General features: G+C 61.1%; 19 protein-coding genes. 10 read left to right on the forward strand and 9 right to left on the reverse strand.

The features are described 5' to 3' along the window. Positions 1 to 166: 166 nt before the first annotated feature. On the forward strand, positions 167 to 850 hold the full coding sequence (gene recO, locus ACA068_RS05650; RefSeq protein ID WP_497308266.1) for a DNA repair protein RecO: 684 nt from the start codon (positions 167 to 169) through the stop codon (positions 848 to 850). Between the two features lie 47 nt (positions 851 to 897). Continuing rightward, on the forward strand, positions 898 to 1,644 hold the full coding sequence (gene pdxJ / locus ACA068_RS05655; protein WP_497308268.1) for a pyridoxine 5'-phosphate synthase: 747 nt from the start codon (positions 898 to 900) through the stop codon (positions 1,642 to 1,644). Positions 1,645 to 1,773: 129 nt separating this feature from the next. On the opposite strand, the gene mltF is transcribed toward pdxJ, so the two are convergent. Further along, on the reverse strand, positions 1,774 to 3,234 hold the full coding sequence (gene mltF, locus ACA068_RS05660; protein ID WP_497308270.1) for a membrane-bound lytic murein transglycosylase MltF: 1,461 nt from the start codon (positions 3,232 to 3,234) through the stop codon (positions 1,774 to 1,776). A gap of 274 nt (positions 3,235 to 3,508) precedes the next feature. Here mltF and purL point away from each other — a divergent pair, with 274 nt between their 5' ends. The 3 genes from purL (at position 3,509) to ACA068_RS05675 (ending at position 9,034) form a co-directional block, all read left to right on the forward strand. Continuing rightward, entirely contained in the window at positions 3,509 to 7,405 is a 3,897-nt protein-coding gene (gene purL / locus ACA068_RS05665) for a phosphoribosylformylglycinamidine synthase (protein ID WP_497308272.1), read from the forward strand. A 5-nt stretch (positions 7,406 to 7,410) separates the two neighbouring features. After that, positions 7,411 to 7,722 carry a YqfO family protein gene (locus ACA068_RS05670; RefSeq protein WP_461957359.1) on the forward strand — a complete coding sequence of 104 codons (312 nt, stop codon included), beginning with the start codon at positions 7,411 to 7,413 and terminating at the stop codon, positions 7,720 to 7,722. An 856-nt stretch (positions 7,723 to 8,578) separates the two neighbouring features. Next, positions 8,579 to 9,034 (forward strand): hypothetical protein, encoded by a 456-nt coding sequence (locus ACA068_RS05675; RefSeq protein ID WP_497308274.1) that lies wholly within the window; start codon positions 8,579 to 8,581, stop codon positions 9,032 to 9,034. 235 nt (positions 9,035 to 9,269) lie between these two features. Here the strand turns inward: ACA068_RS05675 and nagE are convergent, their stop codons facing one another. The 7 genes from nagE to ACA068_RS05710 form a co-directional block, all read right to left on the reverse strand. Next, positions 9,270 to 10,985: an N-acetylglucosamine-specific PTS transporter subunit IIBC gene (gene nagE, locus ACA068_RS05680; RefSeq protein ID WP_497308276.1), complete on the reverse strand. Its 1,716-nt coding sequence runs from the start codon at positions 10,983 to 10,985 to the stop codon at positions 9,270 to 9,272. Positions 10,986 to 11,031: 46 nt separating this feature from the next. Next, positions 11,032 to 13,548 carry a phosphoenolpyruvate--protein phosphotransferase gene (gene ptsP / locus ACA068_RS05685; RefSeq protein ID WP_497308278.1) on the reverse strand — a complete coding sequence of 839 codons (2,517 nt, stop codon included), beginning with the start codon at positions 13,546 to 13,548 and terminating at the stop codon, positions 11,032 to 11,034. 61 nt (positions 13,549 to 13,609) lie between these two features. Continuing rightward, positions 13,610 to 14,620, reverse strand: coding sequence for an SIS domain-containing protein (locus ACA068_RS05690; protein WP_497310539.1), 1,011 nt, complete (start codon positions 14,618 to 14,620; stop codon positions 13,610 to 13,612). Next, on the reverse strand, positions 14,613 to 15,719 hold the full coding sequence (gene nagA, locus ACA068_RS05695) for an N-acetylglucosamine-6-phosphate deacetylase (protein WP_497308280.1): 1,107 nt from the start codon (positions 15,717 to 15,719) through the stop codon (positions 14,613 to 14,615). Before nagA ends, ACA068_RS05690 begins: the two co-directional genes overlap by 8 nt. Positions 15,720 to 15,750: 31 nt before the next feature. After that, on the reverse strand, positions 15,751 to 16,482 hold the full coding sequence (locus ACA068_RS05700) for a GntR family transcriptional regulator (RefSeq protein WP_010463034.1): 732 nt from the start codon (positions 16,480 to 16,482) through the stop codon (positions 15,751 to 15,753). Positions 16,483 to 16,946: 464 nt separating this feature from the next. Beyond that, the gene (locus ACA068_RS05705) at positions 16,947 to 17,450 is read right to left on the reverse strand and encodes a L,D-transpeptidase family protein (protein WP_497308282.1); all 504 of its coding nucleotides are present in this window, start codon (positions 17,448 to 17,450) and stop codon (positions 16,947 to 16,949) included. Positions 17,451 to 17,519: 69 nt separating this feature from the next. Then, entirely contained in the window at positions 17,520 to 18,071 is a 552-nt protein-coding gene (locus ACA068_RS05710) for an NUDIX hydrolase (protein ID WP_497308284.1), read from the reverse strand. A 146-nt stretch (positions 18,072 to 18,217) separates the two neighbouring features. Here ACA068_RS05710 and ACA068_RS05715 point away from each other — a divergent pair, with 146 nt between their 5' ends. From ACA068_RS05715 to purT, 5 genes are all read left to right on the forward strand, one after another. Continuing rightward, positions 18,218 to 18,817 carry a CoA pyrophosphatase gene (locus ACA068_RS05715; protein WP_497308285.1) on the forward strand — a complete coding sequence of 200 codons (600 nt, stop codon included), beginning with the start codon at positions 18,218 to 18,220 and terminating at the stop codon, positions 18,815 to 18,817. 54 nt (positions 18,818 to 18,871) lie between these two features. Continuing rightward, positions 18,872 to 19,396 carry a gamma carbonic anhydrase family protein gene (locus tag ACA068_RS05720; RefSeq protein WP_497308287.1) on the forward strand — a complete coding sequence of 175 codons (525 nt, stop codon included), beginning with the start codon at positions 18,872 to 18,874 and terminating at the stop codon, positions 19,394 to 19,396. Continuing rightward, entirely contained in the window at positions 19,393 to 19,608 is a 216-nt protein-coding gene (locus ACA068_RS05725; RefSeq protein ID WP_497308288.1) for a DUF1289 domain-containing protein, read from the forward strand. Before ACA068_RS05720 ends, ACA068_RS05725 begins: the two co-directional genes overlap by 4 nt. Positions 19,609 to 19,837: 229 nt before the next feature. After that, a complete protein-coding gene (locus ACA068_RS05730) occupies positions 19,838 to 20,305 on the forward strand; it encodes a preQ0 transporter (RefSeq protein WP_010463021.1) in 468 nt (155 codons plus the stop codon). Between the two features lie 99 nt (positions 20,306 to 20,404). Further along, positions 20,405 to 21,586, forward strand: a complete 1,182-nt coding sequence (gene purT, locus ACA068_RS05735) for a formate-dependent phosphoribosylglycinamide formyltransferase (RefSeq protein ID WP_461957368.1) — start codon at positions 20,405 to 20,407, stop codon at positions 21,584 to 21,586. Between the two features lie 114 nt (positions 21,587 to 21,700). On the opposite strand, the gene ACA068_RS05740 is transcribed toward purT, so the two are convergent. Continuing rightward, positions 21,701 to 23,017, reverse strand: a complete 1,317-nt coding sequence (locus ACA068_RS05740; protein ID WP_497308290.1) for an MFS transporter — start codon at positions 23,015 to 23,017, stop codon at positions 21,701 to 21,703. Positions 23,018 to 23,294 lie beyond the last annotated feature (277 nt).

Genomic DNA, 23,294 nt, shown 5'->3' on the forward strand with positions numbered 1-23,294 from the left:
CACCGGATCCAGATACACCGAAGAACCCCTGTGGGAGCGAGCCTGCTCGCGATGAGGACCTGAAATTCAACATCACTGTTGACTGACAGACCGCAATCGCGAGCAGGCTCGCTCCCACATTGGTTTCTGGTTGTTTATAAGATCGCGTTTCTTCATTGAGAACTCCATGTCCCAGCCCATCGGCCAACCTGCCTACGTCCTCCACTCCCGCGCCTACCGCGAAAGCAGCGCGCTGGTGGACTTCCTCACGCCGCAAGGTCGGCTGCGGGCGGTGTTGCGCAGTGCGCGGGGCAAGGCCGGGACATTGGCGCGGCCATTCGTGCCGCTGGAAGTGGAGTTTCGGGGGCGGGGTGAGCTGAAGAACGTTGGGCGAATGGAAGCGGGCGGTGTTTCAACCTGGCTCAACGGCGAGGCCTTGTTCAGCGGCCTCTATCTCAACGAACTGCTTATCCGCCTGTTGCCCGCCGAAGACCCGCATCCCGGTGTGTTCGATCACTACGCCGCGACGTTGCTCGCGCTGGCCGAAGGTCGTCCGCTGGAGCCTTTGCTGCGCTCTTTCGAATGGCGCCTGCTCGACGACCTCGGTTACGGTTTCGCCCTGACCAGCGACATCCACGGCGAGCCCATCGCCCCGGACGGTCTGTACCGTTTGCAAGTGGACGCCGGCCTGGAGCAGGTCTATCTGCTGCAACCCGGCCTGTTCAACGGTGCCGAGCTGTTGGCCATGGCGGAGGCGGACTGGACCGCGCCTGGCGCGTTGTCCGCTGCCAAGCGTCTGATGCGTCAGGCGCTGGCTGTTCACTTGGGCGGTCGTCCGCTGGTCAGTCGCGAGCTGTTTCGCAAGCCTTAGTCTCCCCGTATGCTGTGCGCCGAATCTTTAAATTCAGGAGCGCTTCCGTGACCACCAGCAATCGCATTCTTCTTGGCGTGAACATCGACCACGTGGCCACCCTGCGTCAGGCCCGGGGCACTCGTTACCCGGATCCGGTCAAGGCAGCACTGGACGCGGAAGAGGCGGGCGCCGACGGCATCACCGTGCACCTGCGCGAAGACCGCCGCCACATCCAGGAGCGCGACGTGCTGTTGCTCAAGGATGTACTGCAAACCCGCATGAATTTCGAAATGGGCGTCACCGAAGAAATGATGGTGTTCGCCGAGCGCATCCGCCCGGCACACATATGCCTGGTCCCGGAAACCCGTCAGGAACTGACCACCGAAGGTGGCCTGGACGTGGCGGGACAAGAGGCGCGGATCAAGGCTGCGGTGGATCGTCTGTCGAAGATTGGCTGTGAGGTATCACTGTTCATCGATGCGGACGAGCGGCAGATCGAAGCGTCCCGTCGTGTGGGTGCTCCGGCTATCGAACTGCACACCGGTCGTTATGCCGATGCCGAGACGCCGACCGAAGTGGCTGAAGAACTCAAGCGTGTGGCAGATGGCGTGGCGTTTGGTCTGGCTCAGGGGCTGATCGTCAATGCCGGTCACGGCCTGCATTATCACAACGTTGAAGCGGTGGCCGCGATCAAGGGCATCAACGAACTGAACATCGGCCATGCGCTGGTGGCGCATGCGTTGTTTGTCGGGTTCAAGTCGGCGGTATCGGAAATGAAGGCGCTGATTCTGGCGGCTGCGCTCAAGGGTTGAGATAGGCGGCGCTACCTTCGCGGGCAAGCCTCGCTCCTACGGGATTGTGTTGATTCGCGATGGTGTGATCGACGCCGGCTCGTAGGAGCGAGGCTTGCCCGCGAAGACGCCATTGAAAACACCAAAGATCTAAAGCTGAGGGGTTTCCTGATTCGGCTTGGTCTTGTCGACCCCCGGCACATGCAGGTTGCCTTCCGCCACTTGATTGCCTTCAAGCTGCGGCTGCGTGACCCACGTCAGGATGTCGTAGTAACGACGGATGTTCGCCACGAAGTGCACCGGTTCGCCGCCTCGGGCGTAGCCGTAACGCGTTTTGCTGTACCACTTTTTCTCGGACAGACGCGGCAGGATCTTCTTCACGTCCAGCCACTTGTCCGGGTTCAGTCCTTCTTTCGCCGCCAGTTTGCGCGCGTCATCCAGATGGCCGCTGCCGACGTTGTAGGCCGCCAGTGCAAACCATGTGCGATCCGGCTCCTGGATTGACTCGTCCAACTGCTCTTTCATGTAGGCCAGGTATTTTGCGCCGCCCATGATGCTTTGTTTGGGATCGAGCCGGTTGGACACGCCCATGGCCTGCGCGGTGTTCTGGGTCAGCATCATCAGCCCGCGAACGCCGGTCTTGGACGTCACCGCGGCTTGCCACAACGATTCCTGATAGCCGACGGCCGCCAGTAGGCGCCAATCGACTTTCTCTTTCTTGGCGTATGCCTTGAAGTGTTGTTCGTACTTGGGCAGGCGTTGCTGCAAGTGTTGGGCGAAGGTGTAGGCGCCCACGTAGCCGAGGACATCGACATGTCCGTAGTAACGGTCCTTCAGGCGTTGCAGAGTGCCGTTTTTCTTCACCTTGTCGAGATACGCATTGATCTCGTTGAGCAGGCTGTTGTCGTCACCAGCGGCCACGGCCCAGCTCTGGTTGCTGGCGTCGCCGAGGTCGAAGGCCACTCGCACGTTGGGGAAGTAGACCTGGTTCATCGCCACTTCATTGGAATCGACCAGGGTCAGATCGATTTGGCCTTCATCGACCATGCGCAGCAGGTCGACGACTTCAACCGCGTCGGATTCTTCGTATTCAATGCCGGGGTATTTCTTTTTCAGCTCCGCCAACTGTTCGGCGTGGGTGCTGCCCTTGAGCACCATGATCTTCTTGCCGACCAGGTCGCCCGCATCGGTCGGCCGCGATTGGCCGTTGCGGTAGATGATCTGTGGGGTGACTTCGAGATAGGAGTGGGAAAACCGCACCTGCTGTTTGCGTTTCTCGCTGCTGACCAGACCGGCAGCAGCCAGCACCGGGCCGTTAGGCTTGCCCACCTGATTGAACAGGTCGTCGAGGTTGTCGGCGGTCTCGATCTTGAGTTCCACCCCCAGATCGTCGGCGAAGCGCTTCACCAGCTCGTATTCGAAGCCGGTTTCACCGTTGCGATCCTGAAAGTAGGTGGCGGGGCTGTTTCGGGTAACCACCCGCAGCACACCATCCTCCTTTACGCGCTCCAGCGTGTTGGGTTTATCAACACAGCCACTGAGCATCAGGAAGAGTCCGGTTGCGATCAGCCATTTGGCGTATCGCGGACGCAAAGCCGTTGGGGAAAACATCTGCGCAGTATACGCAAAGGACCACGAGCGCCATATCTCGACAGCGAAGGGCTTGTCTGCTAGGCAGCGTAAAACCCGCTTGGAGCCCGCAGGAATGGGCCAGAACGGCAATTTTTGACATAAAAAATAACCCTCGGCGCACCGCTGTTTAAGGTCCAAATGCCCGGCCCGACGTTCGGGTGCGGTCGCGCGCACCGTTTCGGGTGATGTCGCGGGCGGTTTAGGCTAGAATGCACGGCCTCAAAGCACACCCCTTCCCGAGGCTGTCCCGAAGATGTTGATCCTGCGCGGCGCTCCTGCCCTTTCTGCCTTTCGCCACAGCAAACTCCTTGAGCAACTGAGCCAGAAGGTCCCGGCTGTCAGCGGCTTGTATGCTGAATTCGCTCACTTCGCCGAAGTTACCGGCGTCCTGACCGGCGACGAACAGCAGGTGCTCGCGCGCCTTCTGAAGTACGGCCCAAGTGTTCCGGTACAAGAACCGACCGGTCGTCTGTTCCTGGTGTTGCCGCGTTTCGGCACCATCTCGCCGTGGTCCAGTAAAGCCAGCGACATCGCTCGCAACTGCGGCCTGAGCAAGATCCAGCGCCTGGAACGCGGCATCGCGTTTTACGTGGCCGGGCAGTTCAGTGACGCCGACGCGCAGCTTATTGCGGACGGTCTGCACGACCGCATGACTCAAATCGTGCTGGGTAACCTTGAACAAGCCGCCGGCCTGTTCAGCCACGCCGAGCCGAAGCCGTTGACCGCGATCGACGTGCTGGGTGGCGGCCGCGCCGCGCTGGAAAAAGCCAACACCGAGCTGGGCCTGGCCCTGGCCGAAGACGAGATCGACTACCTGGTCAACGCCTTCGTCGGCTTGAAGCGCAACCCTCACGACATCGAACTGATGATGTTCGCCCAGGCGAACTCCGAGCACTGCCGTCACAAGATCTTCAACGCCAGTTGGGACATCGACGGGCAGAGCCAGGAAAAAAGCCTGTTCGGCATGATCAAGAACACCTACGTGATGCACAGCGAAGGCGTTCTGTCGGCTTATAAGGACAACGCTTCGGTGATCGTCGGCAACGTCGCCGGTCGTTTCTTCCCGGACCCTGAAACCCGCCAGTACGGCGCGGTGCAGGAACCGGTGCACATCCTGATGAAAGTCGAAACCCACAACCACCCGACCGCGATTGCCCCGTTCCCGGGCGCATCCACCGGCAGTGGCGGCGAGATTCGCGACGAAGGTGCTACCGGTCGTGGCGCCAAGCCAAAGGCCGGCCTGACCGGTTTCACCGTATCCAACTTGCAGATCCCGGGCTTTGAACAGCCGTGGGAAGTGCCATACGGCAAGCCTGAGCGCATCGTTACCGCGCTGGACATCATGATCGAAGGCCCACTGGGTGGTGCCGCGTTCAACAACGAATTCGGTCGTCCGGCCCTGACCGGTTATTTCCGTACCTTCGAACAGTCGATCACCACTCCCCGTGGCGACGAAGTTCGCGGTTACCACAAGCCGATCATGCTGGCCGGCGGCATGGGTAACATCCGTGCCGAACACGTACAGAAAGGCGAGATCACCGTCGGCTCCAAGCTGATCGTGCTCGGCGGCCCGGCGATGTTGATCGGCCTGGGCGGCGGCGCGGCATCCTCCATGGCCACCGGCACCAGCTCGGCGGACCTGGACTTCGCTTCGGTACAGCGCGAAAACCCGGAAATGGAACGTCGCTGCCAGGAAGTCATCGACCGTTGCTGGCAGTTGGGTGAACACAACCCGATCAGCTTCATCCACGACGTGGGTGCGGGCGGTCTGTCCAACGCCTTCCCGGAACTGGTCAACGACGGCAACCGCGGTGGCCGCTTCGAATTGCGCAACATTCCAAACGACGAGCCGGGCATGGCCCCGCACGAAATCTGGAGCAACGAATCCCAGGAGCGCTACGTTCTGGCGGTCGGCCCGGCTGACTTCGAACGCTTCCAGGCGATCTGCGAACGTGAGCGTTGCCCGTTCGCCGTCGTCGGCGAAGCCACTGCGGAACCGCAGCTGACCGTTACCGACAGCCACTTCGGCAACAGCCCGGTGGACATGCCGCTCGAAGTGCTGCTGGGCAAAGCCCCGCGTATGCACCGTTCGGCCGTTCGGGAGAATGAACTGGGCGACGATTTCGATCCGTCGACCCTCGACATCGCCGACTGCGTCGAGCGTGTCCTGCATCACCCGGCCGTGGCGAGCAAAAGCTTCCTGATCACCATCGGCGACCGCACCATCACCGGCCTTGTTGCCCGTGATCAGATGGTCGGCCCGTGGCAGGTCCCGGTGGCTGACGTTGCCGTCACCGCCACCAGCTTCGACGTTTACACCGGCGAAGCCATGGCCATGGGCGAGCGCACTCCGCTGGCTCTGCTGGACGCTCCGGCGTCGGGCCGCATGGCCATCGGCGAAACCCTGACCAACATCGCGGCTTCGCGCATCAACAAGATCTCCGATATCAAACTGTCGGCCAACTGGATGTCCGCTGCCGGTCACCCGGGTGAAGACGCGCGTCTGTACGACACCGTGAAAGCGGTCGGCATGGAATTGTGCCCTGAGCTGGGCATTACCATTCCGGTGGGCAAGGACTCCATGTCCATGGCCACGCGTTGGAACGACGAAGGCGTCGACAAGACCGTGACCTCGCCGATGTCCCTGATCGTGACCGGTTTCGCGCCTGTGGCTGACATCCGTCAGACCCTGACGCCGGAACTGCGTATGGACAAGGGCACCACCGACCTGATCCTGATCGACCTGGGCCGTGGCCAGAACCGCATGGGCGCCTCGATCCTGGCCCAGGTTCACGGCAAGCTCGGCTCGCAAGCGCCGGACGTCGACGACGCCGAAGACCTCAAAGCCTTCTTCGCAGTGATCCAGGGCCTCAACGCCGACGGTCACTTGCTGGCTTACCACGACCGTTCCGACGGTGGTCTGCTGACCAGCACCGTGGAAATGGCCTTCGCTGGTCACTGCGGCCTGAGCCTGAACCTCGACGGTCTGGCAGAAACGTCTGCCGACATCGCTGCAATCCTGTTCAACGAAGAACTGGGCGCCGTGATTCAGGTTCGCCAGGACGCCACGCCGGACATCCTCGCGCAGTTCAGCGCTGCCGGTCTGGGCGACTGCGTTTCGGTGGTCGGTCAGCCGATGAACAACGGCCAGATCAACATCACCTTCAACGGCGAAACCGTGTTCGAAGGTCAGCGTCGTCTGCTGCAACGTCAGTGGGCTGAGACCAGCTACCAGATCCAGCGTCTGCGTGATAACGCCGACTGCGCCGAGCAAGAGTTCGACGTGCTGCTGGAAGAAGACAATCCGGGCCTGAGCGTCAAGCTCAGCTACGACGTCAACCAGGACGTCGCCGCGCCTTACATCAAGAAAGGCATCCGCCCACAGGTTGCCGTGCTGCGCGAGCAGGGCGTCAACGGTCAGGTGGAAATGGCGGCCGCGTTCGACCGCGCCGGTTTCAACGCGATCGACGTGCACATGAGCGACATTCTGGCCGGCCGTGTCGACCTGAACGAGTTCAAGGGGCTGGTGGCGTGCGGCGGTTTCTCCTACGGCGACGTACTGGGTGCCGGTGAAGGCTGGGCCAAGTCCGCGCTGTTCAACAGCCGTGCTCGCGATGCGTTCCAGGGTTTCTTCGAACGTACCGACAGCTTCACCCTCGGCGTGTGCAACGGTTGCCAGATGATGTCCAACCTGCACGAGCTGATCCCGGGCAGCGAGTTCTGGCCGCACTTCGTGCGCAACCGTTCCGAGCAGTTCGAAGCGCGCGTGGCGATGGTCCAGGTCCAGGAATCGAACTCGATCTTCCTGCAAGGCATGGCCGGTTCGCGTATGCCGATCGCCATCGCTCACGGTGAAGGTCATGCCGAGTTCGCCAGCGAAGAAGCGTTGCTGGAAGCCGATCTGTCGGGTTGTGTGGCGATGCGTTTCGTCGACAACCACGGCAAGGTCACCGAAAACTACCCGGCCAACCCGAACGGCTCGCCGCGCGGGATCACCGGTTTGACCAGCCGCGACGGTCGCGTAACGATCATGATGCCGCACCCGGAACGCGTGTTCCGCGCTGTGCAGAACTCGTGGCGTTCGGAAGACTGGAACGAAGACGCTCCTTGGATGCGCATGTTCCGTAATGCGCGGGTTTGGGTGAACTAAGGGCTGTGTATAAGCTCAGCTTTTTTGTTCCGGCCAGTCATGTCGAGGTGGTCAAGAGCGCTGTGTTCGCTGCCGGTGGCGGGCGGATCGGTGCTTATGATCACTGCGCGTGGCAAGTGCTTGGGTTGGGCCAGTTTCGGCCTTTGGATGGCAGTCAACCGTTCATTGGTGAAGCGGGGCAGGTCGAGCAGGTCGAGGAATGGAAGGTTGAGCTGGTGGTGGCGGATGAGTTGATCGTGGCCGTGGTGGCCGCGCTGAAACTCAGCCATCCCTATGAGACGCCGGCTTATGAAGTGTGGCGGTTGGAGGATTTCTGATCTTCCGGCTGCTGAAATGAGAAACCCGCTGAATTAGCGTTCAGCGGGTTTTTTGTTGCCTGCGATATGATGAATGTATGGAGACCAATGCTGTGGGAGCTGGCTTGTCGGGTCGCCGCATCGCTGCGATGGCTGCCTGATAGCCGCCTATTTTAGTCAAGGTATTCATACCTATTCTTACGGTAACGGCTACATCGCTCGAGGAAATATCCGACAACCCTTTCAGGTTGTCCGTCGGAAGTGCCAAGTCCAGCCTATGTCCATCACAAACACTTCAATCCACTTGAGGTTCAAAGATGGAATTGCCGGACGCAATTGCTCCCAGGGTTAACTCGAACACCGCGCAGAGCCAGGGGCGGTCAAGGTTATTGTGTTCGGAGGGTGCGCCGTTCACCTCTACACTCATCACCGTGTGTCAACTGATGTTGACGCTGAGATTTACTATGCAAAACTCCCACCGGGTCTTCACCTGCAGAGCTTGCTCGCAGAGGTGCCTGAACAATTTGTTGATGAACAATCCGGTCGGTTGATGGAGCTGAACTACGACCTTCAATACAACACCAGCTTCGGTCCCATTCATGAAGACTACTGGGAACGCAGTCCCCCCTTGCAGATTTCTCCGTAGAGTCACCGCTGCATGTCCATATTGCTGCTCCTGTCGACATCGCAATATCCAAACTGGGTAGAGCGACAGACCAGGATATTGGCGACATCATGGCGCTGCTTCGGGCGGGTTTCATACTGACCACTGAACTTCGTCGTCTGGCATTGCAGGCAATTGATGTATATGTTGGCAACAAAGAGCCACCGACCTCAGTTCTCACCAGTATTTTGCAAGATTACCTGGAGACTACAGATGGCGACGCCCCATAGCGGCCACGTCCTCTCATCCGCGTTGGACACCTTGGTCAAAAAACCTTTGAATCAAGCAGATGACGCTGCGCTGGTGTGCGCAGCCAAAGTTGTCTGGTATTCGAAGGAAGACCTTATGAGTGAAGTCGAAGCCTTCCTGAGTCTTCACGCTGACGAGCTCGAAGTTCGCCGCGCAGGTTATTTGCTCGAGCGGTTCACGCGCTTTGCATGTGTTTCTGATAGCCGTGTATTGGAAACCTTCGACGCTCTTAAGCTTTTTTCACGCTCGACATCCAGACTTGAAGTGAAGTCGCAGGTAGCTACTGTTCCGCTTCGCAAACGTCGCGATGAACTCGCGGATTCTTGGGGCCTGAATGAGGGGCTGGGTCTGAAGGCTCAGACGCTGATGCCTTTCCAGACTCGACATTACGAAGTTGAGCAACACGCAACGTCTGTTTGAGCTTATGTGCCTTGAACTTTTCTGTGTTTGTCAGGACCTCTTCGCGGGCAAGCCTCGCTACCACAATGGATCTAAATACACCGAACCATTGTGGCGAGGGAGCTTGCTCCCGTTGGGCTGCGAAGCGGCCCTGAATCAGCCACCTCGTTCTCTCAGGTAAACCCCATCAAACCGGATGACGACTGCTTCGCAGTCGAGCGGGAGCAAGCTCCCTCACTACAGGATTGTGTAGGTTTCAAACCTTGGCACTCACCTCGCTACGATTAACCAACGCCTCCAGCGCTCCGCTTAAACTCGGCGCCTTATCGCCAATCACCAGGTGCCAGACACCCCCTTCAAGCTGGCTGACACCCTGACAACCCAGCGCCTTCAAATCACTTTCCGACAACGCCTTGCCATCCGCCAGTTGCAGTCGAATCCGGGTCATGGCCACGCAATCCATCTGCAACAGATTGTCCCCGCCGCCCAAGGCATCCAGCCATCGCTGCGCTTCTGAGTTCGCCACTGCCACAGGTTTCGGTGCATCGATAACCGCGGGAGGGGAGGAAACAAGCGCGCGACCCAACGCAGGCATCGCCAAGCGAATCTCATCAGCAATGCTGTCCGCCATCGGCCCGACCACCACTTGCAGGCTCCCACCCTTGCCAGGACGCACGACCGCCATCGCCCCCAGTGCTTTTAATTGCGCATCGTTGGCCTTGTTGCGATCCACCATGTCCAGCCGCAACCGAGTGGTACACGCGCCCACGGTAATCAGATTCTGCGCCCCACCCAGCGCCTTGATGTACGCCCCGGCGCGTTCATTCTCGGTGACCACAACCTTTTCGCCCGCCGGCACCTCTTCACGCCCTGGCGTCTTGAGGTTGAAGCGGCGAATGCAGAAATCAAACACCGCGTAGTAGATCACCGCATACGCCAACCCCACAGGCACCACCCGCCAGCCGTTGGTGGATTCGCCCCAGCCGAGCACCATGTCGATGAAGCCGCCGGAGAAGGTGAAACCCAGGTGGATGTTCAGCGCATTGGTGATCGCCATCGACAGACCCGTCAGCAGCGCATGGAGCAAAAAGAGGAACGGTGCGAGGAACATGAACGCAAATTCGATGGGCTCGGTGACGCCGGTCAGGAATGAGGTCAGCGCCATGGACAGGAAGATCCCGCCCATGACCTTGCGGCGTTCCGGCAGGGCGTTGCGGTACATCGCCAGGCACGCGGCGGGCAAGCCGAAGATCATCACCGGGAACATGCCGGTCATGAACTGGCCGCCCTTCGGGTCACCGGCGAAGTAGCGCGACAGGTCGCCCGTGACCATGGCGCCCGTGGTCGGGTCGGTGAAGTTGCCGAAGACGAACCACGCCATGTTGTTGAGGATGTGGTGCAGGCCGGTGACGATCAGCAGGCGGTTGAACACACCGAACACGAAGGCGCCGATGCTGCCGCTCTCCATCATCAATGTGCCGAAGCCGTTGATGCCGTGTTGGATTGGCGGCCAGATCAAACCGAAGATCACACCCAAACCGACGGCGGCGAACCCGGTAACGATCGGCACGAAGCGCCGGCCGCCAAAGAACGCCAGGTACTCTGGCAGTTTGATGTCCTTGAATCGGTTGTACAGCGCGCCGGCCATCAAGCCGCTGACGATCCCGGCGAGCATGCCCATGTTGATGCTCGCATCCAGCACCTTGAGCGTGGAGATCATCACCAGGTAGCCAATCACCCCGGCGAGGCCTGCTGTGCCGTTGTTGTCCTTGGCGAAACCGACCGCGATGCCGATGGCGAAGATCATTGCCAGGTTGGCGAAGATCACCTGGCCGGCGTCGTGGATGATCGCGATGTTCAGCAGGTCGGTGTCGCCCAGACGCAGCAACAGGCCGGCAATCGGCAGGATCGCGATCGGCAGCATCAATGCGCGACCGAGGCGCTGCAGGCCTTCGATGAAGTAGTGGTACATGGCGGTTCTCCCTGTGCTCTTTTTGTTTGAGAGTTGTTGTCGTTGTTCAGCTCAGAGGCCATTGCTGGTGACAGGCGTGACGCACCGCGCTGGCGCTGCTCAGCTTGAGCAGGTCGCGGCTGATGCGTCGGCATTCGGCCGTGTCGAGGTGGCGCACGCGGTCCTTGATTTCGCCGATCTGCACCGGGCTGACCGAAAGCTCGCTGACGCCCAGGCCGATCAGGACCGGCGTGGCCAGCGGGTCGGAGGCCAGTGCGCCGCAAACGCCAACCCAACGGTTATGCACTGCCGCACCGGCGCAGGTCTGGGCAATCAGCCGCAGCAGGGCCGGGTGCATGGCGTCGACTCGCGAGGCGAGGCCGGCGTGGTCGCGGTCCATCGCCAGGGTGTATTGCGATAAATCGTTGGTGCCGATGGACAGGAAATCCGCGTGTTCGGCCAGTTGCTCGGCCAGCAGCGCGGCGGCCGGGACTTCGATCATCACCCCCAGCTCCGGGCGTTCATTTACCCCGAGTTCAAGGCACAACGCATCGAGGCGCTGGCGGATGTGCAGCAACTCATCGACCTCGGTCACCATCGGCAACAGGATCCGGCAGCGTGACAGCGGGCTGACGTGCAACAACGCGCGCAGTTGCTGATCGAGCAATTCCGGCCGCACCTGAGCCAGGCGAATGCCGCGCAAGCCGAGCACCGGATTGGCTTCGACTGGCAACGGCAGGTAGTCGAGTTGCTTGTCGCCGCCGACATCGATGGTGCGGATGATCACCGACTTGTCGCCCATGGCGTCGAGCACCGCTTGATAGGCGAGGCGTTGTTCCTGTTCGTCCGGTGCGGTGTTGCGGTCGACAAACAGAAACTCGGTGCGCAGCAGGCCGACGCCATCGGCGCCATTGGCCATCGCGTCTTCCGCCTCTGCGCTGGACGCGACATTGGCGGCGACGTCGATGTGCACGCCATCGAGGGTCAGTGCCGGGGTATGAGCCTGTGATTGTTGAAGCGCACGGCGTTGCTGATGATCACGTTGCGCCTGATGCACGTCGGCCAGGCGTTCAGCCGTCGGCGCCCATTCGAGACGACCGCCATCAGCATCCAGCACCACCGCCTGGCCTTGCGCCTGGTCCAGCAGCGCCGAACCCAGTGCAACCAGGCAAGGCAAGCCTTTACCCCGCGCCAGAATCGCCACGTGGGAAGTCGCGCCGCCCTCAGCCATGCACAACCCGGCGACCCCTTGCTGGCTCAGTTGCAGCAAGTCCGAGGGCGTCAGTTCATGGGCGGCGACGATGGCGCCGGCCGGCACGTCGTAATGACAGGCTTCGCCGAGCAAGGCGCGCAGCACCCGTTGCTTGAGGTCGCGCAGATCGTTGGCGCGTTCGGCCAGCAACGCGCTGCCGAGTTGTTGAAGGACGTCGCACTGCACGTCGATCGATTGGCTCCAGGCGTGCGTCGCGGCCATGCCTTGATTGATGGAAACGTTGGCCGCGTCCAGCAGCGCCGGGTCTTCGAGCAAGGCGAGGTGCGCGGTGAAGATCGCTTCTTCGTCAGTGCTTTTGTGCTTCCTCGCCTGGGCCAGGGTGTGGTCGATTTCGCCGCGCACGACGGTCAGCGCGGTATCGAGTGCGTGCAATTGTTGCTCGGGATCGTGGCGGCCGGCATCCACCGGCAGGCTGATGGCGTTCAAGCGAAACAACGACCCTCCGACCAGACCGGGCGCTGCGCAAACGCCGTGCAGTACACCGGCTTCGGCCGCCCTATGGCGTCGTGTCATCGGCGCCGGCGCAGCGGCATGGCTGTCTTCGGCCAACGCGGTGGACAAGGCGATCAGCAACGCTTGCAATGCCGCTTCGGCATCCGGGCCCTGGCAGCTGACCTGAACCTCATCCTGCTCGCCGACGGCCAGGCTCATCAGCCCGATCAAGCTGTCGCAGGTCGCCGATTTTCCGGCGAAATGCAGCTGCGATTTGCTCTTGAACCCTTGCGCGGTCTGACGAATCAGCGCGGCCGGGCGAGCGTGCAGACCGCCACGATGAGCGATGCGCACGTGGCCGAAATGTGCTTCACCGCAAAGGTCCACCTCTGCCTGGGCGCCCGGTTCCGACCGGCGAATGATGTGCAGCAGCGGGTCGCCGACCTTCACCGATTTCAGCGTGATGGGCCGCGCTTGAAACTCCTGGCTGTTGGTCAGGATCATCAGGCTGACCAGGCTTTTGCACTGCTGCGCGACCTTGTCCAGGTCGAAGCGCAACAGCGGCTGGCCGTTGCTGACGCGGGCGCCTTCCTTGACCAGCATCGAGAAGCCTTCGCCCTGCAACTCGACGGTATCTAGGCCCAGGTGCAGGAGCAATTCGGCACCGTTGTCGGCACGCAAGGTGACGGCGTGACCGCTGCGGGCGACATGCACCACGACGCCGGCGCAGGGGGCGTGAAGGGTGTCGTTCAGTGGATCGATGGCGATCCCGTCGCCCATCGCGCCGCTGGCGAACACCGGGTCCGGGACTTTGGCGAGCGTGAGCACCGGGCCGCTGAGCGGGGCGCTGAGGGTCAGCTCTTTATTGTTGTTATGCATGGCTCGGTCTCATCAGTAAAAACGACGGTTCGGATCAGCTGCTACGGGGGGGCTATTCAGCTCAGTGGGTTCGTGTGACTTTGCTGAGGTGCCGCGGCTGGTCCGGGTCCATGCCACGGGCCACGGCCAAACCAGCGGCCATGACGTAGAAACTCTGGATTGCCAGAATCGGATCAAGGGCCGGGTGTTCGGCGCGGGTCAGCGTGAGGTCACGTTCGGCAATGTCATCCGGTGCCGCCAGCAGAACGCGGGCACCACGCTGGCGCATGTCCGCGGCAAGGCTCAGCAAACCGGCCTGCTCGGCACCCCGTGGGGCGAAGATCAGCAGAGGGTAGTTTTCATCGATCAACGCCATCGGGCCGTGACGGACTTCGGCGCTGCTGAAGGCCTCGGCCTGAATCGCCGAGGTTTCCTTGAACTTCAGGGCTGCTTCCTGAGCGATGGCAAAACCGGCGCCACGGCCGATCACCATCAAGCGTTGGCAATCGCGCAGGGCGTCGATGGCCAGGCTCCAATCCTGTTGCGCCGCTTCGCGCAGACCTTCCGGCAAGGCATTGCCGGCTTCGAGCAATTCCACGTCTTCTTTCCAGTGGGCGATCAGACGGGCGCTGGCGCTGAGGGTGGCGATAAAACTCTTGGTGGCGGCGACGCTGGTTTCTGTACCCGCGCACAGCGGCAGGCTGAATTCACACGCGGCCTCCAGCGGCGAACTTTCGGCGTTGACCATGGCAATGCTCAGTGCACCGCGTTTGCGTAACAGGCGCAGGCTGTTCACCAGGTCCGGACTTTGCCCCGACTGCGAAAACGCAAACGCCACCTGGCCGCTGACCTTCAGCGGTGCTTGCAGCATGGTCACCACCGACATCGGCAGCGACGCCACCGGGAAGCCCAGTTGCTGCATGGTCAGGTAGGCGAAGTAACTGGCGGCGTGGTCTGAACTGCCGCGGGCGACGGTCATCACGACTTGCGGCGGCTGACGGCGCAGGCGTCCGGCGATCTCGATCATCTGCGGGTCGAGTTGCTGCAGTTGGGCTTGCACGGCCTCGAACGAGGACAGCGCCTCTTCAAGCATTTTTGAAGTCAATGTCTTCTCCTTCGACCATGACGGCGGTGAGTGTGAGTGAGCGATCCAGCCGCACGCAGTCGGCCCAGCTGCCAGGTTGCAGGCGGCCGCGTTCTTCGAGTCCGAGGTAGTCGGCGGGAAATTGCGAAAGACGTTGCGACGCCTCGGCGATCGGCAAACCGATCTTCACCAGATTGCGCAGCGCCTGATCCATGGTCAGCGTGCTGCCGGCCAGCGTGCCGTCGGGCAAGCGCACGCCGCCCAGGCATTTGGTCACGGTGTGGCTGCCGAGCTTGTATTCACCGTCCGGCATGCCGGCGGCGGCGGTGGAATCGGTGACGCAATACAGGCATGGGATCGCCCGCAGGGCCACCCGCATGGCGCCGGGATGCACGTGCAGCAAATCCGGGATCAGCTCCGCGTATTTGGCGTGGGCCAGCGCCGCACCGACGATGCCCGGCTCGCGATGATGCAGCGGGCTCATGGCGTTATAGAGGTGAGTGAAACTGCTGGCACCCGCCGCCAGCGCGGCGACGCCTTCCTCGTAACTGCCGAGGGTGTGGCCGATCTGCATGCGGATGCCGCGCTCGCTGAGGGTGCGGATCAAGGCATCGTGGCCGGCGATTTCCGGGGCGATGGTGATCACCCGGATCGGTGCCAGCGCCAGGTAGTCCTCGACTTCGGCCATCAGCGCGGTGTGGGCGAAGTTCGGCTGGGCACCGAGTTTGCCGGGGTTGATGTACGGGCCTTCCAGGTGCACGCCGAGGACCCGGGCGCAGCCTGTTGGCCGCTGCTCGCAGAACTCGCCGACGGCTTTGAGCACGCTGGAAATCTCCTCCGGCGGCGCGGTCATGGTGGTTGCCAGCAGCGAGGTTGTGCCGAAACGCACGTGGGTTTTGGTGATGGTTTCGAAGGCCGGAGCACCTTCCATAATGTCTTTGCCACCGCCGCCGTGAACGTGCAGGTCGATGAAGCCGGGCAGCAGGTAGGGCAAGTCGTTGTCGGCCGGATCGCACGGCACGCCTTCGATGGACACGACCTTGCCGTGTTCGTGAATCAGCCGGCCGCGAACCCAGCCGTGGGCGGTGAGGATGTTGTCTTCGGACATGATCTGTTCTCGGTTTTAGCGGCGAAGCGGGTTATCGACGAAGCTCTGCGACAAAGTCGTAGTAGTCGTTGCGGCAGTAGGTGTCGGTGACTTCGATCGGTGTGTTGTCTTCCAGGTAGCCGACCCGGGTCATCAGCAGCATGGCGGTGCCGGGGGCGATACCGACGAGGGCGGCGAATTCGTCCGAGGCGTTGATCGCCTGGATGTGCTGCAACGCGCGGACGATCGGTTTGCCGATGCCGTCGAGGTATTCGTAGAGGGAATCGCCCACCGCTTGCGGCTTGGGGATGATCGAGGCGGGCAGGGTGCTCATCTCGATCGCCATCACCGTGTCGTCGGCTTTGCGCAGGCGTTTGAGCCGCGCGACTTTGTCGTTGGGCGAGAGGCCGAGACGGATCAGTTCTTCGTGGGTCGGCGGGGTGATTTCCCGTTCCAGCCATTGCGAGCCGGGAACGAAGCCCTTGAGGCGCAACATCTCACTGAAACCCGAGAGGCGCGACAGCGGTTGTTCCAGGCGCGGCGTAATGAACGTGCCGGAACCCTGGTTGCGGCGGATCAGGCCTTGTTCGAACAAGACTTCCAGTGCCTTGCGGGCGGTGACGCGGGAGATGCCCAGCAGCTCGCTGAGGTTGCGCTCCGAGGGCATGGCCTGCTCCGCTTTCCACTGGCCGGCATGGATCGCCGCTTCCAGATTGCGCGCCAGTTGCAGGTACAGCGGCGTGGGCTGGGTGTCGTCAGGGCGTAGGGCCTGGAGGTCATTCATGTCAGGGATGTCCGATGCGGATATTGGAGTGTTGTGTTCCGCGAATGGCCGAAAATTAATACCACTTGAATACCATGTCAATGCCAGTACTTTGCTGTTGGCGTCGGAAAGCCTGCCCTGTTGGGTGGTGGGGTTAGGGTTTGGTATTAAGTGGTATTAGAGGTGGAGGTTTTGAACGCAAAGATCGCAGCCTGCGGTAACGCTTGCCGGGAGGATTGGTATCTTCCCGGCAGTCATTACCGCAGGCTGCGATCTTTTGAATTTATTTTTCGAGGAGCGACCGAAGGTAGCGGTCAGACACGTAGCTGGATAGCAGCAGGTGGCTTTGTGTGGCGAGGGAGCTTGCTCCCGCTGGGCCGCGAAGCGGCCCTGAAATCGGAGAATGCGGTGTCAGGCCGAACTTGGGGCTGCTTCGCAGCCCAGCGGGAGCAAGCTCCCTCGCCACAGGTAACGGGATTACGGGATTACGGCCGAATCTCGATCATCGTGCCATCCGGCACCAGGCCCCAAACCTCACGCATGTCCATGTTGCGCATGGCAATGCAGCCGTCGGTCCAGTCCAGGGTGTGGAACAGGTCTTCCGGGGTTTCTTCGGTGTCCGGTGTGCCATGGATCATGATCATGCTGCCAGGCTCGACGCCTTCGCGCCGGGCACGGGCAGAGTCGCTGATGTTCGGGTAGGAGATGTGCATCGACAAATTGAATTTATCGCTGACCTTGCGCCAGTCCAGCCAGTAGAAACCTTCAGGCGTGCGCTTGTCGCCTTCCATCAGTTTCGGCCCCTTGGGCCGTTTGCCCAGGGATATGCGATAGGTCTTGAGCGGCTTGCCGTCATTGATCAATTGCAATTGATGGGCGGATTTGAGCACCAGAACTTTTTCGATGACTTTGCCGTTCAGGGTTTCCGCAACGGAAGCCTGTGACATAGCGACGAACGACAAGCAAAACACGGCAAGCAACCAGCGCATTGAAACGATATCCCTGAAAGGTGTCGCGACTATTTAGTTAGTTATAGGTGATTTTGGAGCCAGGAGCTTTTAGGTGATGGCAGGCTGGACAAGCGGCGGGATCGATTCGGACCGCACGGGGTAGACCCCGGTCCGCCGGTCAGCGAAGAAGCATTCTAAGGTACGGCCCACCGTGCGGAAAGCCAACTCGGACCACGGGATGTCGGCTTCGTCGAAAAGCTGCACTTCCAGGCTCTCGGGGCCGGCGGAAAAATCCAGGTCCACCAGCTCCGCGCGAAAGAATACATGCACCTGACTGATGTGCGGCACGTCGATCAACGTATAGATGTTCAGGTTGCGCACCCGCGCGCAGGCTTCCTCGGCGGTCTCGCGAATGGCCGCCTGCTCGATGGTTTCACCGTTTTCCATGAAACCGGCGGGCAGGGTCCAGTAACCGAGCCGAGGCTCGATGGCGCGCCGGCACAGCAACACTTTCGAGCCCCAGGTCGCCACGCAGCCGGCGACAATGTTGGGGTTCTGATAGTGAATCGCCTGACAGCTGTCACAGACAAAACGCTGGCGCGAATCGCCTTCGGGGATGCGCTGGGTGACCGGGTTGCCGCACTGACTGCAAAATTTCATGCTGGGGTTCCTGAATGCTGCGCCTATCTTGGCGTGCAGCGGTGTCTGTCGGCAAGTTGTCGTTTAGCGACATGCAGTGGTTATGGGGTTGGGCGGCCGGTGTGATTGGTGCATGATGCGAGGTAGAGAACAAATCGAGAAGACTCATGCTGGACGAGCTACTTCACCGGGTAAGCAACCACACGCCGCGTACCCTGGAAACCGATCGACGTTTCCCCGAAGCCGCAGTGCTGGTGCCCATCACCCGCAGCGACGAACCGGAACTGATTCTGACCCTGCGTGCCAGCGGGCTCTCGACCCATGGCGGAGAAGTCGCCTTTCCCGGCGGTCGGCGCGACCCCGAAGACCCGGACCTGATTTTCACCGCGCTTCGGGAGGCCGAAGAAGAAATCGGCTTGCCGCCTGGGCTGGTCGAAGTGATTGGCCCGCTGAGCCCGCTGATCTCCCTGCACGGTATCAAGGTCACGCCTTATGTCGGGGTGATTCCGGATTTTGTCGAGTACCTGGCCAACGATGCCGAGATCGCAGCGGTGTTCAGCGTGCCTCTGGAGTTTTTCCGTGAGGACCCTCGGGAACACACCCACCGCATCGATTACCAGGGGCGCAGTTGGTACGTGCCGAGTTATCGTTACGGCGAGTACAAAATCTGGGGGCTGACGGCGATCATGATCGTTGAACTGATCAACCTGCTCTATGACGCCGACATCAGTCTGCACCATCCGCCCAAAAGCTTTATCAATAGTTGAAGCCATCGTTCGTATGGCGTGAATCGCGGCTGCCTGAGCCTTGAGGAAAACAAGATGAAATATCGCCTGGGCGATGCCCGCGTCGACACCCATCCGCAGAGCTGGATCGCACCCAATGCCGTGCTGGTGGGCAAGGTCAAACTGGAAGAGGGCGCCAACGTCTGGTTCAACGCCGTGTTGCGTGGCGACAACGAATTGATCCTGATCGGCAAGAACAGCAACGTCCAGGACGGCACGGTGATGCACACCGACATGGGCTACCCGCTGACCATCGGCACCGGCGTGACCATTGGCCACAACGCCATGCTTCACGGCTGCACCGTGGGCGATTACAGCCTGATCGGTATCAATGCCGTGATTCTCAACGGCGCGAAAATCGGCAAGAACTGCATCATCGGCGCCAACTCGCTGATCGGTGAGGGCAAGGAGATTCCCGACGGCTCGCTGGTTATGGGTTCGCCTGGCAAGGTGGTGCGTGAGCTGACCGAGCCGCAAAAGAAGATGCTGGAGGCCAGCGCTGCGCACTATGTGCACAATTCGCAGCGTTATGCCCGTGATCTGGTCGAGCAGGAAGAATGAGCGCCACCGAACGACCGGTTTCATCGCCGTGTGTGAGCATTTGTGCGCTGGACGAGGATGATATCTGCACCGGGTGTCAGCGCACGGTCGAAGAGATCACGCGCTGGAGCCGGATGGACAACGAAGAGCGCCGCAGGGTGTTGGGGTTGTGTCATGAGCGGGCCAAGTCGAGTGGGTTGATCTGGATGCTGCCTTCAAGATCCGATTCCTGAGCCTTGTGAGCTTTTGTGGCTGATGAGGTTTTTTGTGGCGAGGGAGCTTGCTCCCGCTGAGTTGCGAAGCAGCCCATAGCTGACAAACACATTCAACCTGACACGCCGCGCCCCCTGATTTCAGGGCCGCTTCGCGCCCCAGCGGGAGCAAGCTCCCTCGCCACAGGGTTAATTGTGAGCCCAAGATAAAGTACCCTGTGCGCCAAATTGACAGGTATCCCGCCACCCCATGTTCTTCCTGATCGCCTACATCAGCAGCGTCGTGCTGATCAACTACGCCTTTTCCACCGCCCCGCACCTGGACATCATCTGGTCGGCCTGGGGCGGGTTGGTGTTTGTCCTGCGCGATATGGTGCAAACCCGCTTCGGCCATGGCGCCATTGCGGCGATGCTGGCGGCGCTGGTCCTGTCCTATGTCACTTCCGATCCGTCCATCGCGCTGGCCAGCGCCACGGCCTTCGCGGTGTCCGAGTGCATTGACTGGCTGGTGTTCAGCATCACCAAACGCCCGTTGCACGATCGCCTGTGGATAAGTTCGGCCCTGAGCATTCCCCTCGACACCTTTATCTTCTTCGGCATGATCGATGCCTTCACCCCGGCCGTGATCCTTACCGCCATGGGCTCGAAGTTCGCCGGCGTAACGGTCGTGTGGCTGATCATGGCCTGGCGCTTGCGCAAACAGGCTGTCGCCAGCTGAAGCCAAACCCTGCGGTTCATGTAAAATGCCGCGCTTTCTCCCCATGGGAAGCGCGCCAGGCGCCGCGACCCTCGATGATCCGCTTCTTGAGGACCTGAGATGACCCGTATCGGAACTCCATTGTCGCCAACCGCGACCCGCGTATTGCTGTGTGGCTGTGGTGAGTTGGGCAAGGAAGTGGTGATCGAGCTGCAACGCCTGGGCGTTGAAGTGATTGCCGTCGACCGTTACGCCAACGCACCGGCCATGCAAGTCGCGCATCGCAGCCACGTAATCAACATGCTCGACGGCGCCGCCCTGCGTGCCGTTATCGAAGCCGAGAAGCCGCACTTCATCGTGCCGGAAATCGAAGCCATCGCCACCGCGACCCTCGTGGAACTGGAAGCCGAAGGCTTCACCGTGATCCCGACCGCTCGTGCCGCGCAGCTGACCATGAACCGCGAAGGCATCCGTCGCCTGGCCGCCGAAGAGCTGGACCTGCCGACCTCGCCGTACCACTTCGCCGACACCTTCGAGGATTACAGCAAGGCCGTCCAGGACCTGGGCTTCCCGTGCGTGGTCAAGCCAGTGATGAGTTCGTCGGGCAAAGGCCAGAGCCTGCTGCGCAGCGCTGATGATGTGAAAACCGCTTGGGATTACGCTCAAGAAGGCGGCCGTGCGGGTAAAGGTCGCGTGATCGTCGAGGGCTTTATCGACTTCGACTACGAAATCACCTTGCTGACCGTGCGTCACGTCGGCGGCACTACTTTCTGCGCGCCCGTTGGTCACCGTCAGGAGAAGGGCGACTATCAGGAATCCTGGCAGCCACAAGCCATGAGCCCGATTGCCCTGGCCGAATCCGAGCGCGTTGCTAAAGCCGTCACCGAAGCCCTGGGCGGTCGCGGCCTGTTTGGCGTCGAGCTGTTCATCAAAGGTGATCAGGTGTGGTTCAGCGAAGTCTCGCCGCGCCCGCATGACACCGGTCTGGTGACCCTGATTTCCCAGGACCTGTCGCAGTTCGCGTTGCACGCACGGGCGATTCTGGGTTTGCCGATTCCGTTGATCCGTCAGTTCGGCCCATCGGCTTCGGCGGTGATTCTGGTAGAAGGGCAGTCGACCCAGACCGCGTTCGCCAACCTGGGGGCTGCGTTGAGCGAACCGGATACGGCGTTGCGTCTGTTTGGCAAGCCAGAGGTCAATGGCCAGCGCCGGATGGGCGTGGCGTTGGCGCGGGATGAGTCGATTGAAGCGGCTCGTGCCAAGGCAACCCGCGCTTCTCAGGCTGTTGTAGTCGAGTTGTAAACCGAGGTGCGCCTATCGCTAGCAGGCTAGCTCCCACAGGGTTATTGGTTGGTCACAGATTTTGTGTACACCCAATTTCCATGTGGGAGCCAGCCTGCTGGCGATGCTTCTGCTTCAGGCCACCCGATTCAAATCGTTATGCCGCGTCTCCTTCAGGCACAGCACCGCAATCAAGCTCAGCACTGCCGCCCCCGACACATACCCGCCGACATAACTCAAACCGCCCATCGCCACTAGTTTCTGTGCGAAGAACGGCGCCGCCGAGGCCCCGACGATTCCGCCCAGGTTGTAGGCAGCCGACGCGCCGGTATACCGAACATGCGTTGGAAACAGCTCCGGCAGCAGCGCGCCCATCGGTGCAAACGTCACGCCCATCAGAAACAGCTCGATGCACAGGAACAGCGCCACGCCCCACGTCGAGCCTTGGGTCAGCAGCGGTTCCATCAAGAATCCCGACAGGATCGCCAGCACGCTGCCGATGATCAGCACCGGTTTGCGCCCGTATCGATCACTGGCCCAGGCTGACAGCGGTGTTGCCGCCGCCATGAACAGGACGGCGAAGCACAGCAGGCCGAGGAAGGTTTCGCGGCTGTAGCCGAGTGTCGATACGCCATAACTCAGCGAAAAAACCGTCGAGATGTAGAACAGTGCGTAGCACACCACCATCGACCCGGCGCCCAATAGCATCGGCGCCCAGTACTGGCTGAACAGCTCGACCAGCGGGATCTTCACTCGCTCCTGGCGGGCCATGGCGTTGGCAAACACCGGGGTTTCGTGGAGTTTTAGGCGCACATACAGACCCACCATCACCAGCGCGGCGCTGAGTAGGAACGGAATCCGCCAGCCCCACGAGCGGAACTGCTCGTCATTCAGGGTCATGGCCAGCGTCAGGAACAGGCCGTTAGCCGCCAGAAAGCCGATCGAAGGGCCGAGCTGCGGGAACATGCCGAACCAGGCGCGCTTGCCTTTGGGCGCATTCTCCGTCGCCAGCAGCGCCGCACCGCCCCATTCGCCACCCAGCCCAAGGCCTTGGCCGAACCGCAGCACGCAGAGCAGGATCGGCGCCCAGGCCCCGATGCTGTCATAACCCGGCAACACGCCAATCAGCGTGGTGCACACGCCCATCAGCAGCAACGAGGCGACCAGCGTCGATTTGCGCCCGACGCGGTCACCGAAGTGCCCGAACAGCGCCGATCCCAAGGGGCGAGCAAGGAAGGCGATGCCAAAGGTGAGGAATGCCGAGAGCATCTGGGCGGTGCCGGAAGTCTGCGGGAAGAACACCGGGCCGATCACCAGTGCAGCGGCTGTGGCATAGACGTAGAAATCGTAAAACTCGATAGCGGTGCCGATAAAGCTCGCCGTGGCTACTCGGGTGGCGGAGTTCGTCGGTTGGGTGGGCGTGGTCTCGGTATAAGTCGTGCTGGTCGTCATGCGGTTATCCCTGACAGTCATGTGCCCCAGTGGAGCGAATTATTATGGTCGAACACCCAGGGATGTGGGAGTGAGGCGCGGCCGCTGCTCAAGGTAGGAACAGTCGTCGGTGTAGTGCGGAAAGTGTTGATGGTCAGGCCGGAACCTGCTGCGTGCGGGGTAAGCACGTGGTTCGGCTGGGGCTTGGGTAAGCGGGTTCGATTATAGGAAGGTGGCTAACGATCAAACAAGGGGCCTGGGTTGGCGATGACACTATTGAACAGGCTGGCAAAGACAA

It is taken from the genome of Pseudomonas sp. LBUM1660 (assembly GCF_059695935.1).

What these genes read in the sequence shown, in the direction of transcription:
- recO (WP_497308266.1), top strand. Translation starts at nt 167, where the DNA reads ATGTCCCAGCCCATCGGCCAACCTGCCTACGTCCTCCACTCCCGCGCC.
- mltF (WP_497308270.1), bottom strand. Translation starts at nt 3,234, where the DNA reads ATGTTTTCCCCAACGGCTTTGCGTCCGCGATACGCCAAATGGCTGATC.
- purL (WP_497308272.1), top strand. Translation starts at nt 3,509, where the DNA reads ATGTTGATCCTGCGCGGCGCTCCTGCCCTTTCTGCCTTTCGCCACAGC.
- ACA068_RS05675 (WP_497308274.1), top strand. Translation starts at nt 8,579, where the DNA reads ATGGCGACGCCCCATAGCGGCCACGTCCTCTCATCCGCGTTGGACACC.
- nagE (WP_497308276.1), bottom strand. Translation starts at nt 10,985, where the DNA reads ATGTACCACTACTTCATCGAAGGCCTGCAGCGCCTCGGTCGCGCATTG.
- ptsP (WP_497308278.1), bottom strand. Translation starts at nt 13,548, where the DNA reads ATGCATAACAACAATAAAGAGCTGACCCTCAGCGCCCCGCTCAGCGGC.
- ACA068_RS05690 (WP_497310539.1), bottom strand. Translation starts at nt 14,620, where the DNA reads ATGCTTGAAGAGGCGCTGTCCTCGTTCGAGGCCGTGCAAGCCCAACTG.
- nagA (WP_497308280.1), bottom strand. Translation starts at nt 15,719, where the DNA reads ATGTCCGAAGACAACATCCTCACCGCCCACGGCTGGGTTCGCGGCCGG.
- ACA068_RS05700 (WP_010463034.1), bottom strand. Translation starts at nt 16,482, where the DNA reads ATGAATGACCTCCAGGCCCTACGCCCTGACGACACCCAGCCCACGCCG.
- ACA068_RS05705 (WP_497308282.1), bottom strand. Translation starts at nt 17,450, where the DNA reads ATGCGCTGGTTGCTTGCCGTGTTTTGCTTGTCGTTCGTCGCTATGTCA.
- ACA068_RS05710 (WP_497308284.1), bottom strand. Translation starts at nt 18,071, where the DNA reads ATGAAATTTTGCAGTCAGTGCGGCAACCCGGTCACCCAGCGCATCCCC.
- ACA068_RS05715 (WP_497308285.1), top strand. Translation starts at nt 18,218, where the DNA reads ATGCTGGACGAGCTACTTCACCGGGTAAGCAACCACACGCCGCGTACC.
- ACA068_RS05720 (WP_497308287.1), top strand. Translation starts at nt 18,872, where the DNA reads ATGAAATATCGCCTGGGCGATGCCCGCGTCGACACCCATCCGCAGAGC.
- ACA068_RS05725 (WP_497308288.1), top strand. Translation starts at nt 19,393, where the DNA reads ATGAGCGCCACCGAACGACCGGTTTCATCGCCGTGTGTGAGCATTTGT.
- ACA068_RS05730 (WP_010463021.1), top strand. Translation starts at nt 19,838, where the DNA reads ATGTTCTTCCTGATCGCCTACATCAGCAGCGTCGTGCTGATCAACTAC.
- purT (WP_461957368.1), top strand. Translation starts at nt 20,405, where the DNA reads ATGACCCGTATCGGAACTCCATTGTCGCCAACCGCGACCCGCGTATTG.
- ACA068_RS05740 (WP_497308290.1), bottom strand. Translation starts at nt 23,017, where the DNA reads ATGACGACCAGCACGACTTATACCGAGACCACGCCCACCCAACCGACG.